We start from the raw sequence: 17,181 nt of genomic DNA on the forward strand, positions 1-17,181 counted from the left end.
ACAATACCCATAGCAAGAATGCGGCCAATAAATAGTTAGGCCTTTAAAATCAATGAGTTAAGTATTGTGGCTGGGTGCCCGCCGCGTTCTCGTGTAGCGAAATCGCTACAGCTGACGGCGTAGAGAAAAGGCTTTGAGGATCAAAGCCTTGCACGGCAGCGATTACAAGGCCGTGTAGCGAAATCGTTCCGCTGTAGCGCTTTCAGTACAGTTGCAGGTCGCTTCCAGAACGCAAGACGCGGCGCGGGGTTCAGGCTCGAGAGCAGGTTGTGGCTTGCCAGTGAAGGTGCCCGCAAGGGCCGCGCCAGGCCCAGGCAGCCCTTCGCCGGCCAGCCGGCTCCTGCCCCAGGGGAGCCGGTCAGGCCTTGTTGGGAATGCCGTACTTGCGCAGGCGATGGGCGATGGCGGTGTGGGAGGTCTGCAGGCGGTTGGCCAGTTGCCGGGTCGAGGGGTAGTGCACGTAGAGGTTTTCCAGCAGCTCTTTCTCGAAGCTTTCCACGGCCTGTTCCAGGCTTTCGATTTCGGTGTCGTTCTGCCGTGCCACCGAGGTGCCGGCGATGTCCAGGTCGCCGATGTCCACCAGGTTGCTTTCGCAGATGGCCGCCGCGCGAAAGATCACGTTCTGCAACTGGCGCACGTTGCCCGGCCAGCGGTTGCTCAGCAGCGCCGGATAGGTGCCCGGGGTCAGGCGACACACCGGGCGCTGGATCTGCGCGCAGGCTTGCTGCATGAAGTAGCGGGCCAGCAGCAGGATGTCCTGGCCGCGCTCGCGCAGCGGCGGCACTTCCACGTTGAGGACGTTGAGGCGGTAGAACAGGTCCTCGCGAAAGCTGCCTTCGCCGACCATTTTCTCCAGGTCGCGGTGGGTGGCGCTGAGGATGCGCACATTGACCTTGATCTCGCGATCGCCGCCCACCCGGCGAAAGCTGCCGTCATTGAGAAAGCGCAGCAGCTTGGCTTGCAGATAGGGCGACATCTCGCCGATTTCATCGAGAAACACCGTGCCCTGGTTGGCCAGCTCCATCAGGCCCGGCTTGCCGCCGCGCTGGGCACCGGTAAAGGCGCCGGGGGCATAGCCGAACAGTTCGCTCTCGGCCAGGTTTTCCGGTAGCGCGGCGCAGTTCAGGGCCAGGAACGGCGCGCTGTGCCGGGCGCTGATGGCGTGGCAGGCACGGGCCACCAGCTCCTTGCCGGTGCCGGTTTCGCCCTGGATCAGCAGCGGTGCATCCAGGGCAGCGACCCGTTGTGCCCGGGCCTTGAGGGTGCGAATCGCCGGTGATTCGCCGAGCAGGGCATCGAAGCCCTCGGCGTGGTCGTGGTGCAGGGCCGACAGCCGCTCGCCGATGCGGTTGGGCTGGTACAGGGTCAGCAGCGCGCCGGCGTCGGTGATGGGCGTGGCGTCCAGCAACAGGGTCTGGCCATTGACGATGATTTCCCGTAGCGGCAGGCGAAAGCCGTTTTCCAGCAGCGCCTCCAGCAGCGCCGGATCGGCAAACAGTTCGGCGACGCTTTCCCCGGCCGGCTCGCGGCCATACAGGGCGATCAGCGCCGGGTTGGCCAGCAGCACTTTACCGGCGCTGTCCAGGGCCAGCACCGGATCGGTCATGGCCGCCAGCAAGGCGTCCAGCTGCAAGTGCCGGCGTTGCCCGGGAAGGATGTCGACCACGGTCACCGCCTGCACGCCGCGCACGTTGAACAGCGCGTCGCGCAATTCCTCCAGGACCTGGGGGCTCAGGGTCGGGGCATCGATATAGACGTTGGGTGGCACCATTTCCACCGCATCCAGGTTGAGATTGCGCCCGCCCAGCAGGGCCAGGACTTCCTGGGTGATGCCGACGCGGTCGATGAAGCTGACGTGGATACGCATGAGGCGACAGAGGCTTCTGGAACACTGAAGGGCGCCAGTATGCCTTGGGCGAGAGCCTTAGTCGAAATCGCTGGAGCTGTCGTAGGAGCCGCCTTGCCGGCGAAGGCGGACCAGGCACTCAGGTATGGCGGTGGTCATTTCGCCGGCAGGCCGGCTCCTACAGAAGAGGGGTTATGCCAGGTGTTCGGGGTTGATCGGGTCACCGGGCTTGACGTTCAGCTGCTTGCGCACGTCTTCGAACATCTCGTCGTAGTACTTGTGCATGGAGGCAATGCTGGCGCTCTTGGGCAAACCGTACTGCTGGGCGATGCGGGTGGCATGACGGGCAAAGTCGAAGGCCAGGTCCTTGGCCAGGAAGAACTGCTCTTTCAAGGATTTGCCTTCGATGGTGCCGTGCAGGGTGAACAGCATGCCGTGACCCTCCTTGGGGTCCTGGGCCAGTTCATAGTCGATGCACAGGTTGTAGCTGAAGTCGTCCTTGCTCAGCGCATGGCGCTCGATATGCAGGTGACCGGGCTCAAACATGGCCATAGGCGTCTCTCCTCCAGGGCTTTGACAGGAGGGCAGGCACCGGGCCTGCCCCGAGTTCTTACAGCAAGCGTCTTACAGGTAGCGGATGCCGGGTTGCGCCGTGCTGATGCGGGTACCGGCCTTGCCCTGGACGATCGCTTCGATGTCCGAGAGTGAACCGATCACCGCGACTTTGCCAGTGTGCCGGGCAAATTCGCAGGCAGCCTGGACCTTGGGGCCCATGGAGCCGGCGGCAAAGCCCAGCTTGTCCATTTCATCCGGGTGGGCCTGGGCGATGGCCTTCTGGGTCGGCTTGCCGAAGTCGATGAAGGCTGCGTTGACGTCGGTGGCGATCACCAGCAGATCAGCCTCCAGTTGCTCGGCCAGCAGCGCCGAACACAGGTCCTTGTCGATCACCGCCTCGATGCCCCGGAGCTTGCCGTCCTCGCCGTACATGGTCGGAATGCCGCCACCGCCGGCGCAGATCACGATGCTGCTCTTTTCCAGCAGCCACTTGATCGGGCGGATCTCGAAGATGCGCTTGGGTTTCGGGCTGGCCACCACCCGGCGGTACTTGTCGCCGTCCGGGGCGATGGCCCAGCCTTTCTCCTTGGCCAGCTTCTCGGCTTCTTCCTGGCTGTAGACCGGGCCGATGGGCTTGGTCGGGTTCTTGAAGGCCGGGTCCTTGGCATCCACTTCCACCTGGGTCAGCAAGGTGGCGAAAGGCACCTCGAAGTCCAGCAGGTTGCCCAGTTCCTGTTCGATGATGTAGCCGATCATGCCTTCGGTCTCGGCACCGAGCACGTCCAGCGGGTAGGGCGAAACCTGGGTATAGGCCGCCGCCTGCAGCGACAGCAGGCCCACCTGCGGACCATTGCCGTGAGCGATCACCAGCTGGTTGCCGGGATGGATCTTGGCGATCTGTTCGGTGGCGATGCGGATGTTGGCGCGTTGGTTGTCCGCGGTCATGGGTTCACCACGGCGGAGCAGGGCGTTACCGCCCAGTGCAACGACGATACGCATAATGCAGTCCTTCTAGGGGCTCTGCAGGCGCCGGCTTGCCAACGAACAGCGGTTGGCTGGCAAGCCGGCCCCGGCAGGGGAGGCGGGTTAGAGGTCGGCCAGGGTCGAAACCAGGATCGCCTTGATGGTGTGCATGCGGTTTTCCGCTTGCTCGAAGGCGATGCAGGCTGGCGACTCGAACACGTCGTCGGTCACTTCAATGCCGTTGGCCAGGTGCGGATACTGTTCGGCGATCTGCTTGCCGACCTTGGTATCGCTGTTGTGGAAGGCCGGCAGGCAGTGCATGAACTTGGTCCGTGGGTTGCCGGTGGCTTTCATCAACTGGGCATTGACCTGGTACGGCAGCAGTTGCTCGATGCGTTCGGCCCAGGCCTCCACCGGCTCGCCCATGGACACCCAGACGTCGGTGTGGATGAAGTCCACGCCCTTGACCGCAGCCTTCGGGTCTTCGGTGAGGGTGAGGCGGGCACCGCTTTCCTCGGCGTATTGCTTGCAGCGTTGCACCAGGTCGTCATGGGGCCACAGGGCCTTGGGCGCGCAGATGCGCACGTCCATGCCGAGCTTGGCGCCCACCAGCAGCAGCGAGTTGCCCATGTTGTTACGCGCATCACCCAGGTAGGCGTAGCTGATTTCATGGATCGGCTTGTCGGCGTGCTCACGCATGGTCAGTACGTCGGCGATCATCTGGGTCGGGTGGTATTCGTCGGTCAGGCCGTTGAACACCGGCACCCCGGCGAACTTCGCCAGTTCTTCGACGATTTCCTGCTTGAAGCCGCGGTACTCGATGGCGTCGTACATGCGCCCCAGCACCCGGGCGGTGTCCTTCATGCTTTCCTTGTGGCCGATCTGCGACGAGTTGGGGTCGATGTAGGTGACGTTGGCACCCTGGTCATAGGCCGCCACTTCGAAGGCGCAACGGGTGCGGGTCGAAGTTTTTTCGAAGATCAGGGCGATGTTGTTGCCCTTGAGGTGCTGCTGCTCGGTGCCGGTGTACTTGGCGCGTTTCAGGTCGCGGGACAGGTCCAGCAGGTAGCGCAGCTCGCGTGGAGTGTGGTGTTCCAGGCTCAGCAGGTTACGGTTGTGAATATTGAAAGCCATGATGGATCTCCTTTGATTTCGGTCGTCCACTTGCCGAGGCCCTTTGTGGGGGCAACGGCAAGCTGCTATGTCGGATAGGGGCGCTTAGTAGTCGATCGGGTCGCGGATGATCGGGCAGGTCATGCAGTGGCCGCCGCCACGGCCCCGGCCCAGTTCGCCGGCGCTGATGGTGATGACCTCGACCCCGGCCTTGCGCAGCAGGGTGTTGGTGTAGGTGTTGCGGTCGTAGCCGATGACCACGCCCGGTTCCACGGCCACCACGTTGTTGCCGTCGTCCCATTGCTCGCGTTCGGCGGCGAAGCTGTTGCCACCGGTTTCCACCACGCGCAGGGCCTTGAGGTTGAGGGCCTTGGCCACGGTGTCGAGGAAGCTGGTTTCCTCGCGGCGCACGTCGATGCCGCCCGGCTTGCTTTCGTCAGGGCGCAGGCTGAAGGCGACGATCTGGCTCACCACTTCCGGGAAGACCGTGACCAGGTCGCGGTCGCAGAAGCTGAACACGGTGTCCAGGTGCATCGCTGCGCGGGATTTCGGCAGGCCGGCGACGATCACCCGCTCCACGGCCTTGTGCTTGAACAGGTTCAGCGCCAGTTGGCCGATGGCCTGGCGCGAGGAGCGCTCGCCCATGCCGATCAGGACCACGCCATTGCCGATGGGCATCACGTCGCCGCCTTCCAGGGTGGCGTTGCCGTGTTCCTGGTCCGGGTCGCCGTACCAGATCTGGAAATCGGCGTGGGTGAACTCGGGGTGGAACTTGTAGATGGCGGTGGTCAGCAGGGTTTCCTGGCGTCGCGCCGGCCAGTACATCGGGTTCAGGGTCACGCCGCCGTAGATCCAGCAGGTGGTGTCGCGGGTGAACTGGGTGTTGGGCAGCGGCGGCAGGATGAAGCTGGAGTGGCCGAGGAAGTCGCGGAACATCTCGATGGTCTTGCCACCGAAGCTGGTGGGCAGGTCATCGGCGGACACGCCGCCGATCAGGAACTCGGCGACCTTGCGCGGCTCCAGGCTGCGCAGCCACGAACCGACCTCATTGACCAGGCCCAGGCCGACCTGGTTGGCGGTGATCTTGCGCTCCAGAATCCAGTCCAGGGCTTCGGGCATGGCGACGATGTCGGTCAGCAGGTTGTGCATTTCCAGCACATCAATGTCCCGCTCGCGCATCTTGGTGACGAAGTCGAAGTGGTCGCGTTTGGCCTGGGCTACCCACAGGACATCATCGAACAGCAGTTCATCGCAGTTGTTCGGGGTCAGCCGCTGATGGGCCAGGCCTGGGGAGCAAACCATGACTTTGCGCAGTTTGCCGGCTTCGGAATGGACGCCGTACTTAACTTTTTCCGTGGTCATTACTGTGATCCTCCAGAGACAAAACAATCGGGGTGTGGCTTCAAAGGCCGTGCTACAGGGTCAGGAAGCCGTCGTAGAGTCCGTAGGCCGCCACCAGGGCGCCTATGACCACCGCGGCAAAAATCAGCTTCTCGACGTTGGTGAAAATCGGTTTGTGCAGTTCCATCTTGGCCTTGGCGAACAGCACCACGCCGGGGGCGTAGAGCAGGGCCGAGAGCAGCAGGTACTTGACCCCGCCGGCGTACAGCAGCCAGATCGCGTAGAGCAGGGCGATGCCGCCGATGACCAGGTCCTTCTTGCGTTCGGCCAGGGCCTGTTCGTAGCTTTCGCCACGCACCGCCAGCAGCACCGCGTAGGCCGCCGACCACAGGTAGGGCACCAGGATCATCGAGGTGGCGAGGTAGATCAGCGACAGGTAGGTGCTGGCCGAGAACAGGGTGATGATCAGGAAGATCTGCACCATGGCGTTGGTCAGCCACAGGGCGTTGGCCGGTACGTGGTTGGCGTTCTCGCGGCGCAGGAACTCCGGCATGGTGTGGTCCTTGGCCGCGGCGAACATGATCTCCGCGCACAGCAGCACCCAGGACAGCAGCGCTCCCAGCAGCGAGATGATCAGGCCGACGCTGATCAGCACTGCACCCCAGTGGCCCACCACATGTTCCAGTACCGCGGCCATGGACGGGTTCTGCAGCTTGGCCAGTTCCGGCTGGGTCATGATCCCCAGGGACAGCACGTTCACCAGCACCAGGAACAGCAGCACGGTGATGAAGCCGATGACGGTGGCCTTGCCCACGTCCGAGCGTTTTTCCGCCCGGGACGAGAAGATGCTCGCGCCCTCGATGCCGATGAACACCCAGACGGTGACCAGCATCATGTTGCGCACCTGGTTCATCACGCTGCCCAGGTCCGGGTTCTTCACGCCCCAGATGTCGGCGGTGAAGATGTCCAGCTTGAAGGCGAACAGGGCGATCAGCACGAACAGCAGCAGCGGTACGACCTTGGCGACCGTGGTCACCAGGTTGATGAAGGCGGCTTCCTTGATGCCGCGCAGCACCAGAAAATGCACGGCCCAGAGCAGCACTGAGGCACCGATCACCGCCGCCGGGGTGTTGCCCTCACCGAAGATCGGGAAGAAATAGCCCAGGGTGCTGAACAACAGGACGAAATAGCCGACGTTGCCCAGCCAGGCACTGATCCAGTACCCCCAGGCGGAAGAGAAACCCATGTAGTCGCCAAAACCGGCCTTGGCGTAGGCATAGACACCGCCGTCCAGATCAGGTTTGCGATTGGCCAGGGTTTGAAAGACGAATGCCAAGGTCAACATGCCGACAGCGGTAATCGCCCAACCAATAAGAACTGCACCGACATCGGCGCTGGCTGCCATGTTTTGCGGTAAGGAAAAGATCCCTCCGCCAATCATGGAACCCACTACCAGGGCGACTAAGGCGCCCAGTCTTAGTTTTCCGGGAGATTCAGACATTGCATGACTCCAATGCAGGAGAAGAGAGACGTCAGAGTAAATCTGCTTGCAATCAGAACAGCTGACTTAGATCAGTTCATTGCGGCATTCCGTTGTGAATGAATGACTTAAGATTTATTGCAGGAGGTAGAATGCTGCCCTGAGAGGGCCATTCCAGAGGCTTTAAACTACTTTTTAGTGGCCGCTCGGATTGTTGTTGTCGTTTGAAACTAGACCCTTTTGGCGAATGTGCAAATCCTCTAGGGTGGTTAACTAATAACCAGTGCGTGATGGCACTTAGTACATGTGTTTAACAAAATACTCGGTTATTCAGTGCCTTCTGAAGGCCATTCTGAAGTCCGCCCATAAAGGCTGTTTAATTGACTGTTACTGTTAGATGCACATTTCTGGAATGTTCATTAATGGCCTATCGTCTTATTGCCCGATCGACTCACTGAAGCAGAGGTAGGAATGTCACAACCGGCGCAGAAGCTTCAACTCGGTGCACTGATCGCTCTGGTCGTGGGCTCGATGATTGGTGGCGGGATTTTCTCGCTGCCGCAGAACATGGCGGCCCGGGCGGATGTCGGCGCCGTGCTGATTGGCTGGGGGATCACGGCGGTGGGCATGCTGACCCTGGCATTCGTCTTCCAGACCCTGGCCAACCGCAAGCCGGAGCTGGACTCCGGGGTCTACGCCTACGCCAAGGCCGGTTTCGGCGACTACATGGGGTTTTCCTCGGCCTGGGGCTACTGGATCAGTGCCTGGCTGGGCAACGTCGGCTACTTCGTCCTGCTGTTCAGCACCCTGGGCTATTTCTTTCCGGTGTTCGGCCAGGGCAACACCCCGGTCGCCATCGGCTGCGCCTCCTTGCTGCTGTGGGCCGTGCATTTTCTGGTGCTGCGGGGGATCAAGGAGGCGACGTTCATCAACCAGTTGACCACGGTGGCGAAGATCGTGCCGCTGATGATGTTCATCGTCATCGCCGCCGTGGCGTTCAAGGCGGAGATCTTTACCCGGGATATCTGGGGGCGCAGCAACCCGAACTTCGGCGGGGTGATGGATCAGGTGCGCAACATGATGCTGGTCACGGTGTTCGTGTTCATCGGCATCGAGGGCGCCAGCGTCTATTCGGCCCGGGCGCAGAAGCGCGCGGATGTCGGTCGGGCCACGGTGATCGGCTTTCTCGGGGTGCTGGCGCTGCTGGTGCTGGTCAACGTGCTGTCCCTGGGGATCATGAGCCAGCCGGAACTGGCCAAGCTGCAGAACCCGTCCCTGGCGGCGGTGCTGGAGCATATCGTCGGCCCCTGGGGCGCCTTGCTGATCAGCATTGGCCTGGCGGTTTCGCTGTTGGGCGCCTTGTTGTCCTGGGCCCTGCTGTGCGCGGAGATCCTCTACGCCACCGCCCGGGACCGGACCATGCCGGCCTTCCTGAAGAAGGAAAACGCCAACCATGTGCCGGTCAATGCCCTGTGGCTGACCAACGTCATGATTCAGATCTTCCTGCTGATCACCCTGTTCTCCGCCGGCACCTACACCAACCTGATCTACCTCGCCTCGTCGATGATCCTGGTGCCCTACCTGTGGTCGGCAGCCTATGCGGTGCTGCTCAGCGGCCGAGGGGAAACCTACGAGCAGGCGTACCGGGAGCGGCTGAAGGACCTGTGCATCGCGGTCGTGGCCCTGAGCTACGCCATCTGGCTGTTGTACGCCGGCGGCTTGAAGTACCTGCTGCTCTCGGCGCTGCTCTACGCGCCCGGGGTGATTCTGTTTGCCAAGGCCAAGCGCGAGCAGGGCGAGCCGCTGTTCACCCCGCTGGAAAAACTGATCTTCGGTGCGGTGATCATCGGCGCCTCGCTGGCGGCTTATGGCCTGTACAGCGGCCTGCTGGCGCTGTGACCGAACGTGTGCCTGATCGGGCCGCGGCCTGGCGACCGTGGCGCGGTTATGCGGCGCGGCAGGGTTGGGCGGCTTTGGCGGCGGTCGTCGCTGCGGGTGGTTCGCTGGCAAGCCAGCGCCCAGGGCGCCGGTAATCCTCCAGGTGGCGGCTTGCCGGCGAAGGCGCTCACCACCATTTGGGGCGATGGGCGCCCAGGGCGGTCGCCGGGCAATCCCACTGCACGGGCGTTGCGCTGATGTGCAACGGCACCTGCAGGCGCCGGGCCGGTCCCCAGGGAGTCTGTTCCTGAAGCAGCCCATGATCTTCAGGGGTTTCGGCGCGCAGTGGCGTTTGGTTTCCCGTTGACCGGCAATGCTCAACCAGCAGCTTGGCGGTGCGGGCCAGGGACAGGCGCGCCGAGGTGCCCTGGCCGCCGCTCAAGGACAGGTTCAGCGCCCGCAGGGCACTGGCCGCCATCAGGTAGCCGGTGGCGTGATCCAGGGCCTGGACCGGCAGCGGCAGTGGTTGCTCCGCGGCTTTCCAGTCCATGCCGGCTGCGGCGATGCCGGCGCTCATCTGTACCAGGCTGTCGAAGCCCCGGCGGTCGCGCCAGGGGCCGCTCCAGCCATAGGCATTGAGGCTGACCTCGATCAGCCCCGGGGCGATTCGCTGGCGTGTCTCGGCGTCGTAACCCAGGTGGTCCAGGGCATCGGCGCGATAGCCGTGCAGCAGCAGGTCGGCTTCGGCCAGCAGGCCTTCGAATACCGCGCGCTGTTCCAGGTCGTGCAGGTCCAGGCGCGCGCAGCGCTTGCCCAGCGTCACCTCCGGCTCCAGGGCCGGTTCGTTCCAGCCCGGCGGGTCGATCCGCAGTACCTCGGCGCCCAGCCCCGCCAGCAGGCGGCTGGCCACGGGGCCGGCCAGGACCCGGGTCAGGTCCAGCACCTTCAGTCCGGCCAGGGGCCGGGCGCTGGAACCGCTCCAGGTGTTCGGCCGCGAGCCGCGGTGCGGCAGCCAGTGCACCAGGGGTTCGGCGTTGACCGCCTGCCCCTGCGGGTGCGCCTGCCACTGTGCCCAACTGCGCATCTGCGCGGCGCAACCGCCCTGATCGACGATGGCCTGCTCCAGCTCCAGGGCATCCCAGCTGGCCACGCGGGCGGCCATGGCGTCGCGCCCGCTCACCGCGCCCAGCACTCGTTCGGCGGCGGCGCGGTGGTGGGGCGCATTGGTGTGCAGACGAATCCATCCGTCGCGGCTGGGGTAATCCCCGGCAATCGGGTCCCAGGGGGATGGCAGGCTCCAGCCTTGCGGGCGGATCGAACCGGCGAACCAGAATGAGGCCAGGCGCCGGTCGACGCTGACCTGTGGCCGGTGCCCGGTCTGGCTGTACAGGAGTTCGGCCAGGGCTTGCCCGGCGACGGCGATGCTGGCGCAGGCCAGGTCGGTTACGGCGAAGGCCGAGGGCAGGGCGCCCTGGCCGGTCTGTCGGACGCTTGCAGGCGCCAGGCCCAGCGCGGCCTGGAGGGTTGCCAGTAGTTCGGTCATGACGCACTCCCCGGTTCAGAGGAGGGCATTGCACCCTGAAACCGCCGCCACTGTCGATCACCTTAGGTCATTGGTCGCGGCGGGCGGCGGGGCGAGAATCGCGCTTACACCCGGAACTGATCCATCAGTTTCATCTGTTGGGTGGCCAGGGCGTTGAGCTGGCTGCTGACCTGGGCCGACTCGCTGGCTTGCTCGGTGAGGGTTTCGGTCACGCTGCGGATCGCCGAGACGTTGCGATTGACCTCTTCGGCCACGGCGCTCTGCTGTTCGGCGGCGCTGGCGATCTGCAGGTTCATGTCGCTGATCACGGTGACCGCGTCGCTGATCCTGCCCAGCGCCTGGACGGCCTGATGAATCTGTCCGGCGTTGTTCTGCGCCTGGCTCTGGCTGGCGTGCATGGTGTTGACCACATCGCGGGTGCCGCTCTGGATGCGCTCGATGACCACGCGGATCTCTTCCACCGAGTCCTGGGTACGTTTGGCCAGGTTGCGCACTTCATCGGCCACCACCGCAAAGCCGCGGCCGCTTTCGCCGGCGCGGGCCGCCTCGATGGCGGCGTTGAGGGCCAGCAGGTTGGTCTGTTCGGCGATGCTGCGGATCACTTCCAGCACCGAGCCGATCTGTTCGCTGCTCACCGCCAGGGCCTCGACTTCACCCACGGCCTTGCTCACTTCCTCGGCCAGCAGGCTGATATCCCGGGTGCTGCGCTCGATGATGGTCATGCCGTCCTTGGCCGACTGGTCGGCGCCACGGGCGGCCTGGGCGGCATTGGAGGCGCTGTTGGCGACGTCGTGGGCCGTGGCGCTCATTTCATTGGACGCGGTGGCCACCTGGTCGATCTCGCGGAACTGCACCTGCATGCCTTCGCTGGTCTGGCGGGCGATCTCCGAAGACTGGTCGGCGGTGCCGCGGGCCTCGATGATGCTCTGCTTGATCTGGGCGATGGTGGGCTGCAGCTTGTCGAGGAACCGGTTGAACCAGCTCACCAGCTCGCCCAGTTCATCCTTCTTGCTGTAGTTCAGGCGCTGGGTCAGGTCGCCGTCGCCACTGGCGATGGCCTTGAGCATCTGCGCCACGCTGTTGATCGGCCGGGTCACGCCGGAGGCACTGAGCCAGATCAGTAGCAACCCCAGCAGGCCGGCGCCGATGGCCACCAGCAGGGTTTTCAGGGTGCCGCTGGTCTGGGCCTGATCCAGCAGGGTCTGCAGTTTTACCGAGTCCGCCAGCAGGACCTGCCGGGGCAAGTCGATGGTCACACCCCAGGCCTTGGCATCGGCAATCGGACTGAAGGGATAGACCGCGCGGATCAGGTCGCCCTGCTGCAGCACCTTGGGTTGGCCACCGGCAAGTGTCGCCAGGATGTCCTGGCCCTGGGCACCGGCGGTGTCCTTGATGTTCTTGCCGACCTGGGCGGCATCGGCGCCGACCGCTGCCAGCAGGCCGCTGCCGCCCATGATCAGCATGTGCCCGGCACCGCCGAACAGGTTCCGTTGCGCCTCGACGGCGGCCGCTTGCAGGGAGTCCAGGGCGATGTCGACGCCAATCACCCCGATGACCTTGCCGTCGGTCTGCAGCGGCAGGGAGATGGTGGTCATCAGCACCTGTTTCTTGTCCTCGCCGATGGTGTCGGCATAGGGATCGAGCAGGCAGGTGCGGCGGGTGTCACGGGGGCAGGTGTACCAGATGTTGTAAGGCGTGCCGCTGAGGTTGAGGGTGGTCTTGTTCATGTCCTCCTCGACCATCACCGTGTTCAGGGACTTGCCTGCGGGACGGCTCCAGTAGCTGGCGAAGCGCCCCTGTTCGTTGGACGCGCGGCTGGCGTCGTTGGCGAACGCACTGTCCTGGCCATCCAGCGCGTTGCGCTCGTAGGCCAGCCAGATCCCCAGCACCTTGGGGTTGCGCTCGAAGGCGGTTTTCAGGCTGTGGTTGAGTTCTTCGCGCAGGGCTGCGGCATCCAGGCCACGCTTTGCGGCCATTGCCCGCAGATCCTGGACCTGGTCCGCCAGGGCGGTGATCACCAGCTGGCTTTCACCGAAGGTCTTCTGGACGCGCGCGGCCTGTTCGGCCGCCTTGGCCTGCAACAGGTCCTCGACCCCGGCCGTCAGCATCTGTGTGCTGGAGGTGTTGACCAGCTGATTGTTCTGCTGGCTCTGGTACAGATTCATGCCGACGATCAGCGCCACCACGCCCAACAGGCACAGCCCGGACAGCAGCACGATTTTCAGGCGGATGGAGAGAGAGTCGAACATGGGGCGATCTCGCAATAGGTCGGATGGAAAGCACAAAGCCGGCTGGGTCGGATCGCCAAGTCCATTCAGCGCCATGCCCGAAACATCGGCTTGGCGGGCGTTTGCGTGAGTTTTTGCCGACGAACGGTAGGGCCGTTGCGGCGCCCCGCAGTCGCGGGCTTGCCGGCAAGGCGAGTGGCGAAGGGGAATGCCGGTGCGCAGGGCACCTTTGCCGGCCAGCAGGCTTCTACAGGGGCGGGGTGCAGGGTTGCGGCAGGGCTTCGGGGCGCGACCAGATCCACAGGTTGCCCAGGGCCATGCCGGCAATGGCGGCGTACATCGTCCAGTGATGGTTGAGCAGGGTCAGCATCAGGACGGCGCACAGCAGCATGCTGAGGGTGGCGCTGATCTTGGCTTTGCGGCTGACGATCCGGCCGTTGCGCCAGTTGCAGAGGATCGGGCCGAACAGGCGATGGTTCTCCATCCAGGCGCTGAGGCGGGGCGAGCTCTTGGTGGCGGCCCAGGCGGCCAGGAGGATGAACTCGGTGGTCGGCAAGCCCGGTACGACGATGGCGATCAGGCCGATGGCCAGGCTGACATAGGCCAGCGCGCCGAACAGCAGGCGGGAAATCTTCGACGAGGAGGGGCGAGTGGGGGTCATGGCTTCGATGATGAGGTAACGCGCCTTGCGGCTCAATCCGGAGAGCACGCCGGCCGACAAAATACCGTTGCGGGGCCGCGGCACGGACGCTTGCCGCGGGCCCGCAACGACGGGGGTCAGGCGGGTTGTGCGGCGCTGGAGTAAGCCTGTTCCAGCAACACGGTGAAGCGGTTGAAGGCATCCAGCGCGCCTTTTTCCGCCGCCGCTTCTTCTTCGGCGGTGAATTCCAGGCCGTCGAGGATGCGGGTGAAGGTCTTCCAGCCTTCGGCGCGGCCACCGGCCGGCTCGCCCAGGTGCCGGGCGCCGAAGGTTTCGCTCAGGCCCAGGCCCACGGCGCGCTTGATCAGGAACGCGGCGCCGAGCTTGGAACCCTCGGAAACGAAGATCCAGCCCAGGGCTTCGGCCTTGCTCGGGTTGCGCACAGCGCCGGCTACCGGTGCTGGCACTTCAGTGTCCAGGTCCGCCAGGTCGGCCTTGGCCGCTTCGGCGCGGCAGCGCTCGGCCAGGTCAGGCACGATGCGGTTCAGTTCGGCATCGTTGTACAGCTCCACCAGTTCCGACTGGAACAGGTATTGGGCGACCACGAAGCGGGCGAAGGCGCCCTGGGTCTCGAACGGTGCGTGCGCCTTGACCAGGGCGTCGAGCTTGGCATGGGGTTCGTGGGTGATCTGGTTCAGACGCTGGGAACGCAGGTGATGACGCTGGGAGGAATCCTGGGGGCTCATGCAGATGTCCTTGAGAATGAGAGGCACTTAGTAACTAGACGAACAAGAAGACGCGACACCGTAAAAAATCCTCACTGCCCCGATTGAAAAAGGACAGTGAGGCGCTTTGGCGTCAGATATCCCAGACCAGGTTGACCGAGAAGTTGCGGCCCGGCTGGGTCAGGCGGTCGAGGTTGGCAGGAGCGGTTTGCCCGGCCTCGCCGACGCTGTCGTAGCCGCGCACGTCGTCCCAGTTCCAGTATTTCTTGTCGGTCAGGTTGTACAGGCCGGCATTCAGGGTCAGGTCGTCGGTGACCTTGTAGAAGCCGCTGAGGTCGAGGATGCCGTAGCCCGGGGTCTTGAACTGGCCGCTGGTGGTGCGGCCATCCGGAGCCTTGAAGGTGCTGTTGTCGACCCGGTCCTTGCGCTTGACCAGGGTCCAGCTCAGCAGCGCGCCATAGTTGTCCTGGTCGTAGCCGAGGCCAAACACGCCCTTGAGCGGGTTGACGCTGTTGATCGGCTCGCCGTTGTCATTGTTGCGACCGTAGGCGTAGGCCACCGAGCCGAGGCTGTACAGGCCCTGTGGTGCACCGAAGGCGTCGAGGTTGAGACGGCCCCTGGCTTCGGCGCCCTTGATGGTGGCGTGCTTGATGTTGTTGCTCTGGATCACCGACTGCAGGGCGCCGGCGGTGATGGCGTCTTCGTTGATGAAGTCGCGGTACTGGTTGTAGAACACCGAGACATCGAAGGAGCCCGCGTCGAAATTGCCCCGCAGGCCGGTCTCATAACCTTTGCTGGTTTCCGGCTTGAGGTTGGAGTTGGGCTCGACGACATAGCCGGTGGCGAGGTTTTCAAAGCGGCCGTAGAGCGCCTTGGCCGACGGCGTGCGGAAGCCCTCGGAGTATTGGCCATAGGCGGTGTAGTGCTCGTCGAAGGCGTAGGTCAGGCCGAACTTGGGCGAAACCCGATGCCAGGTCTTCTTCTCACTGCTGACCGGATAGTTGCCGGTGGGGTTGGCGACATTGAGGAATTCCTGCGTCAGTTTCGGCTTGAGCTGGGTGTAGTCGTAGCGCAGGCCAGGGGTGAAGGTCCAGGCGTTCCAGCTGATCTGGTCCTGGGCGAACAGGCTGTAGGTGCTGACGGTGGGATCCGGGAAGTCGCTGGATTTTTTCACGCTGTCGCTGGCGCTCGGGCTGGGTGCGCCGATGGCGGTGCAACCTGCACCGACCTTCAGGCAGGTGGCGGTGCCATAGCGTGAGCCGGTGACTTTCTGTTGCTTGAGGGTGGTGCCGTAGGTCAGTTGATGCTCGGTTTCACCGAGGGTGAAAGCCTTGTCCAGTTGCGCGTCCAGTACCCACTGTTTTTCCTGGTACAGGGTTTGCCGCTCCCGCAGCACGTCACGGGCGTTGGGGGAGAACGCCGAGACCGGGTTGTAGCGCTCGGAAGTGCTCTGGTCGGTCTTGGCGATCTGGTAGTTCAGGCTCCACTTGATCTGGTCGGCGATCGGCGATTGCACGGCGAAGCTGTTTTCCAGGCCGAAGCGCTCACGGGTGATGGTGTCGTTGCCGACACGGGAGCGATACCAGTTCTGGCCGACGCCATTGAGAAACAGGCCGCCTACCGCGCTTTTCTGGTTGGTGTCGCGGTCATCCTTGTACTTTTCGTAGGTCAGGCCCAGGCGAGCATCCGGGGCATAGTTCCAGCCGAGCTTGGCCAGGACGTTGGTGGTGCGGGCGTCTTCCGGGTTGGCGGCGGTGCGGTCGAGGCCGGTGCCGTTGTTGCTGCCGTAGGACTCGGTTTCGTGGCCGTCACGCCGGCTCAGGTGCAACAGGGCATCGAAGTCGCTGGCCCGTCCGGCCACGGTGGTGGATTTCAGCCAGCTTTCGTCAGCCGAGCTGTAGCCGCTCTTCAGGCGCGCGCCGACGTCCTGGCCGGGCTTGATGATGTCGTCGGCGTCCAGGGTGTAGTAGCTGACGGCGCCACCGATGGCGCTGCTGCCGTAGAGCACCGAGGCCGGGCCGCGGAGGATTTCCACGCGCTTGACGATTTCCGGGTCGACGTAGTTGCGGTTGGTCTTGGCGTAGGGACCGCTGAAGAAGTGATCCGGTACTTCCACGCCATCGACCTGGGTGAGAATCCGGTCGCTGTCGATGCCGCGAATGTTGTAGCCGCTGATGCCCGCGCGCTGGCCCGCACCGCCGACGGAAACCCCGGGCTCGTAGCGCACCAGCTCCTTGATGGTGTTGACGTTCTGGCGGTCCAGTTCTTCCCGGGTTTGCACGCTCACGGTGCTGGGCACCGAATGGATGTCCTGTTCCTGGCGGGTGGCGCTGACGGTCACTTGCTGCAGGTTCACCGCATTGGCGGCGCTGCGCCGTTCCAGGACGATGTTGTGGTTGCCCAGCTTGCGGTAGCTCAGTTGGGTGCCGCCCAGCAGGCGCTCCAGGGCCTTTTCCGGGGGCAGCGAGCCGCGCACGCCCGGTGACGAAACCCCGCTGCCCAGCTCGGCCGGCAGCCCGACTTGCCAACCGGTGACCGCGGTGAAGGCGTTGAGCGCCGAGACCAGCGGTTGCTGGGCGATGGCGAAGTTGTAATGGCCCATGCGCTGGCTGGAGGGGGCCGGGGCGTCGGCGGCCATCACCGGCGAGGCTTGGGCGCCGGCCAGCAGGATCGCCGCGGTCAGCAGCGACAGGGTGCAGTGTTGCAGGCGGGCACAGGGAACAGAGGATCGGCTGTTGAGGCGAGGGGACATCGAGAGCGCTCCGGGTCGCACGAATCTTTTATAGGTGCAGATGCGCATTCAAAAATGCGAATCAGTTGCATTGGCTATAACGAGACGTACGACCTACGGCAATCGCGTAAAAATAAT

The 17,181-nt window shown here is 64.0% G+C and carries 12 protein-coding genes and 1 pseudogene; 1 reads left to right on the forward strand and 12 read right to left on the reverse strand.

All coding sequences use genetic code 11. The features are described from left to right. Positions 1–358: 358 nt before the first annotated feature. The 6 genes from ACMGG8_RS11420 to arcD (ACMGG8_RS11445) all read right to left on the reverse strand — a co-directional run bounded on the left by ACMGG8_RS11420 (position 359) and on the right by arcD (ACMGG8_RS11445) (position 7,319). The gene (locus ACMGG8_RS11420) at positions 359–1,867 is read right to left on the reverse strand and encodes a sigma-54-dependent transcriptional regulator (RefSeq protein ID WP_060840698.1); all 1,509 of its coding nucleotides are present in this window, start codon (positions 1,865–1,867) and stop codon (positions 359–361) included. A 171-nt stretch (positions 1,868–2,038) separates the two neighbouring features. Beyond that, complete coding sequence (locus ACMGG8_RS11425) at positions 2,039–2,398, reverse strand: DUF5064 family protein (RefSeq protein ID WP_016967335.1); 360 nt, start codon at positions 2,396–2,398, stop codon at positions 2,039–2,041. A gap of 72 nt (positions 2,399–2,470) precedes the next feature. Then, positions 2,471–3,400, reverse strand: a complete 930-nt coding sequence (gene arcC, locus ACMGG8_RS11430) for a carbamate kinase (RefSeq protein WP_060840697.1) — start codon at positions 3,398–3,400, stop codon at positions 2,471–2,473. An 87-nt stretch (positions 3,401–3,487) separates the two neighbouring features. Continuing rightward, the gene (locus ACMGG8_RS11435) at positions 3,488–4,498 is read right to left on the reverse strand and encodes an ornithine carbamoyltransferase (protein WP_350023126.1); all 1,011 of its coding nucleotides are present in this window, start codon (positions 4,496–4,498) and stop codon (positions 3,488–3,490) included. A gap of 84 nt (positions 4,499–4,582) precedes the next feature. Continuing rightward, on the reverse strand, positions 4,583–5,839 hold the full coding sequence (arcA, locus tag ACMGG8_RS11440; protein WP_060840696.1) for an arginine deiminase: 1,257 nt from the start codon (positions 5,837–5,839) through the stop codon (positions 4,583–4,585). Positions 5,840–5,891: 52 nt separating this feature from the next. Next, positions 5,892–7,319 carry an arginine-ornithine antiporter gene (gene arcD / locus ACMGG8_RS11445; protein WP_108545338.1) on the reverse strand — a complete coding sequence of 476 codons (1,428 nt, stop codon included), beginning with the start codon at positions 7,317–7,319 and terminating at the stop codon, positions 5,892–5,894. Between the two features lie 450 nt (positions 7,320–7,769). On the opposite strand from arcD (ACMGG8_RS11445), the gene arcD (ACMGG8_RS11450) reads away from it, so the two are divergent. Then, a complete protein-coding gene (arcD, locus tag ACMGG8_RS11450) occupies positions 7,770–9,197 on the forward strand; it encodes an arginine-ornithine antiporter (protein WP_414159595.1) in 1,428 nt (475 codons plus the stop codon). Between the two features lie 166 nt (positions 9,198–9,363). On the opposite strand, the gene ACMGG8_RS11455 is transcribed toward arcD (ACMGG8_RS11450), so the two are convergent. The 6 genes and pseudogenes from ACMGG8_RS11455 to ACMGG8_RS11480 all read right to left on the reverse strand — a co-directional run bounded on the left by ACMGG8_RS11455 (position 9,364) and on the right by ACMGG8_RS11480 (position 17,064). Beyond that, positions 9,364–10,719, reverse strand: coding sequence for a CoA transferase (locus tag ACMGG8_RS11455; RefSeq protein WP_414159596.1), 1,356 nt, complete (start codon positions 10,717–10,719; stop codon positions 9,364–9,366). A gap of 104 nt (positions 10,720–10,823) precedes the next feature. Then, positions 10,824–11,579: a methyl-accepting chemotaxis protein gene (locus ACMGG8_RS11460; RefSeq protein WP_375136263.1), complete on the reverse strand. Its 756-nt coding sequence runs from the start codon at positions 11,577–11,579 to the stop codon at positions 10,824–10,826. 150 nt (positions 11,580–11,729) lie between these two features. Next, a pseudogene (locus tag ACMGG8_RS11465) lies at positions 11,730–13,043 on the reverse strand (chemotaxis protein); the annotation flags it as partial. Positions 13,044–13,194: 151 nt separating this feature from the next. Then, positions 13,195–13,608 (reverse strand): YbaN family protein, encoded by a 414-nt coding sequence (locus tag ACMGG8_RS11470; protein ID WP_060845171.1) that lies wholly within the window; start codon positions 13,606–13,608, stop codon positions 13,195–13,197. A 116-nt stretch (positions 13,609–13,724) separates the two neighbouring features. Further along, positions 13,725–14,333: a biliverdin-producing heme oxygenase gene (locus ACMGG8_RS11475; protein ID WP_060840691.1), complete on the reverse strand. Its 609-nt coding sequence runs from the start codon at positions 14,331–14,333 to the stop codon at positions 13,725–13,727. A gap of 112 nt (positions 14,334–14,445) precedes the next feature. Beyond that, complete coding sequence (locus ACMGG8_RS11480; RefSeq protein ID WP_414159597.1) at positions 14,446–17,064, reverse strand: TonB-dependent receptor; 2,619 nt, start codon at positions 17,062–17,064, stop codon at positions 14,446–14,448. Between the last annotated feature and the right edge of the window lie 117 nt (positions 17,065–17,181).

It is taken from the genome of Pseudomonas sp. BNK-45, from assembly GCF_047456255.1.
Classification (GTDB): domain Bacteria; phylum Pseudomonadota; class Gammaproteobacteria; order Pseudomonadales; family Pseudomonadaceae; genus Aquipseudomonas.

Bases quoted from the DNA above. Each gene is read 5' to 3' on its own strand.
- ACMGG8_RS11420 (WP_060840698.1), bottom strand. From the start codon at position 1,867: ATGCGTATCCACGTCAGCTTCATCGACCGCGTCGGCATCACCCAGGAA.
- ACMGG8_RS11425 (WP_016967335.1), bottom strand. From the start codon at position 2,398: ATGGCCATGTTTGAGCCCGGTCACCTGCATATCGAGCGCCATGCGCTG.
- arcC (WP_060840697.1), bottom strand. From the start codon at position 3,400: ATGCGTATCGTCGTTGCACTGGGCGGTAACGCCCTGCTCCGCCGTGGT.
- ACMGG8_RS11435 (WP_350023126.1), bottom strand. From the start codon at position 4,498: ATGGCTTTCAATATTCACAACCGTAACCTGCTGAGCCTGGAACACCAC.
- arcA (WP_060840696.1), bottom strand. From the start codon at position 5,839: ATGACCACGGAAAAAGTTAAGTACGGCGTCCATTCCGAAGCCGGCAAA.
- arcD (WP_108545338.1), bottom strand. From the start codon at position 7,319: ATGTCTGAATCTCCCGGAAAACTAAGACTGGGCGCCTTAGTCGCCCTG.
- arcD (WP_414159595.1), top strand. From the start codon at position 7,770: ATGTCACAACCGGCGCAGAAGCTTCAACTCGGTGCACTGATCGCTCTG.
- ACMGG8_RS11455 (WP_414159596.1), bottom strand. From the start codon at position 10,719: ATGACCGAACTACTGGCAACCCTCCAGGCCGCGCTGGGCCTGGCGCCT.
- ACMGG8_RS11460 (WP_375136263.1), bottom strand. From the start codon at position 11,579: ATGCAGGTGCAGTTCCGCGAGATCGACCAGGTGGCCACCGCGTCCAAT.
- ACMGG8_RS11470 (WP_060845171.1), bottom strand. From the start codon at position 13,608: ATGACCCCCACTCGCCCCTCCTCGTCGAAGATTTCCCGCCTGCTGTTC.
- ACMGG8_RS11475 (WP_060840691.1), bottom strand. From the start codon at position 14,333: ATGAGCCCCCAGGATTCCTCCCAGCGTCATCACCTGCGTTCCCAGCGT.
- ACMGG8_RS11480 (WP_414159597.1), bottom strand. From the start codon at position 17,064: ATGTCCCCTCGCCTCAACAGCCGATCCTCTGTTCCCTGTGCCCGCCTG.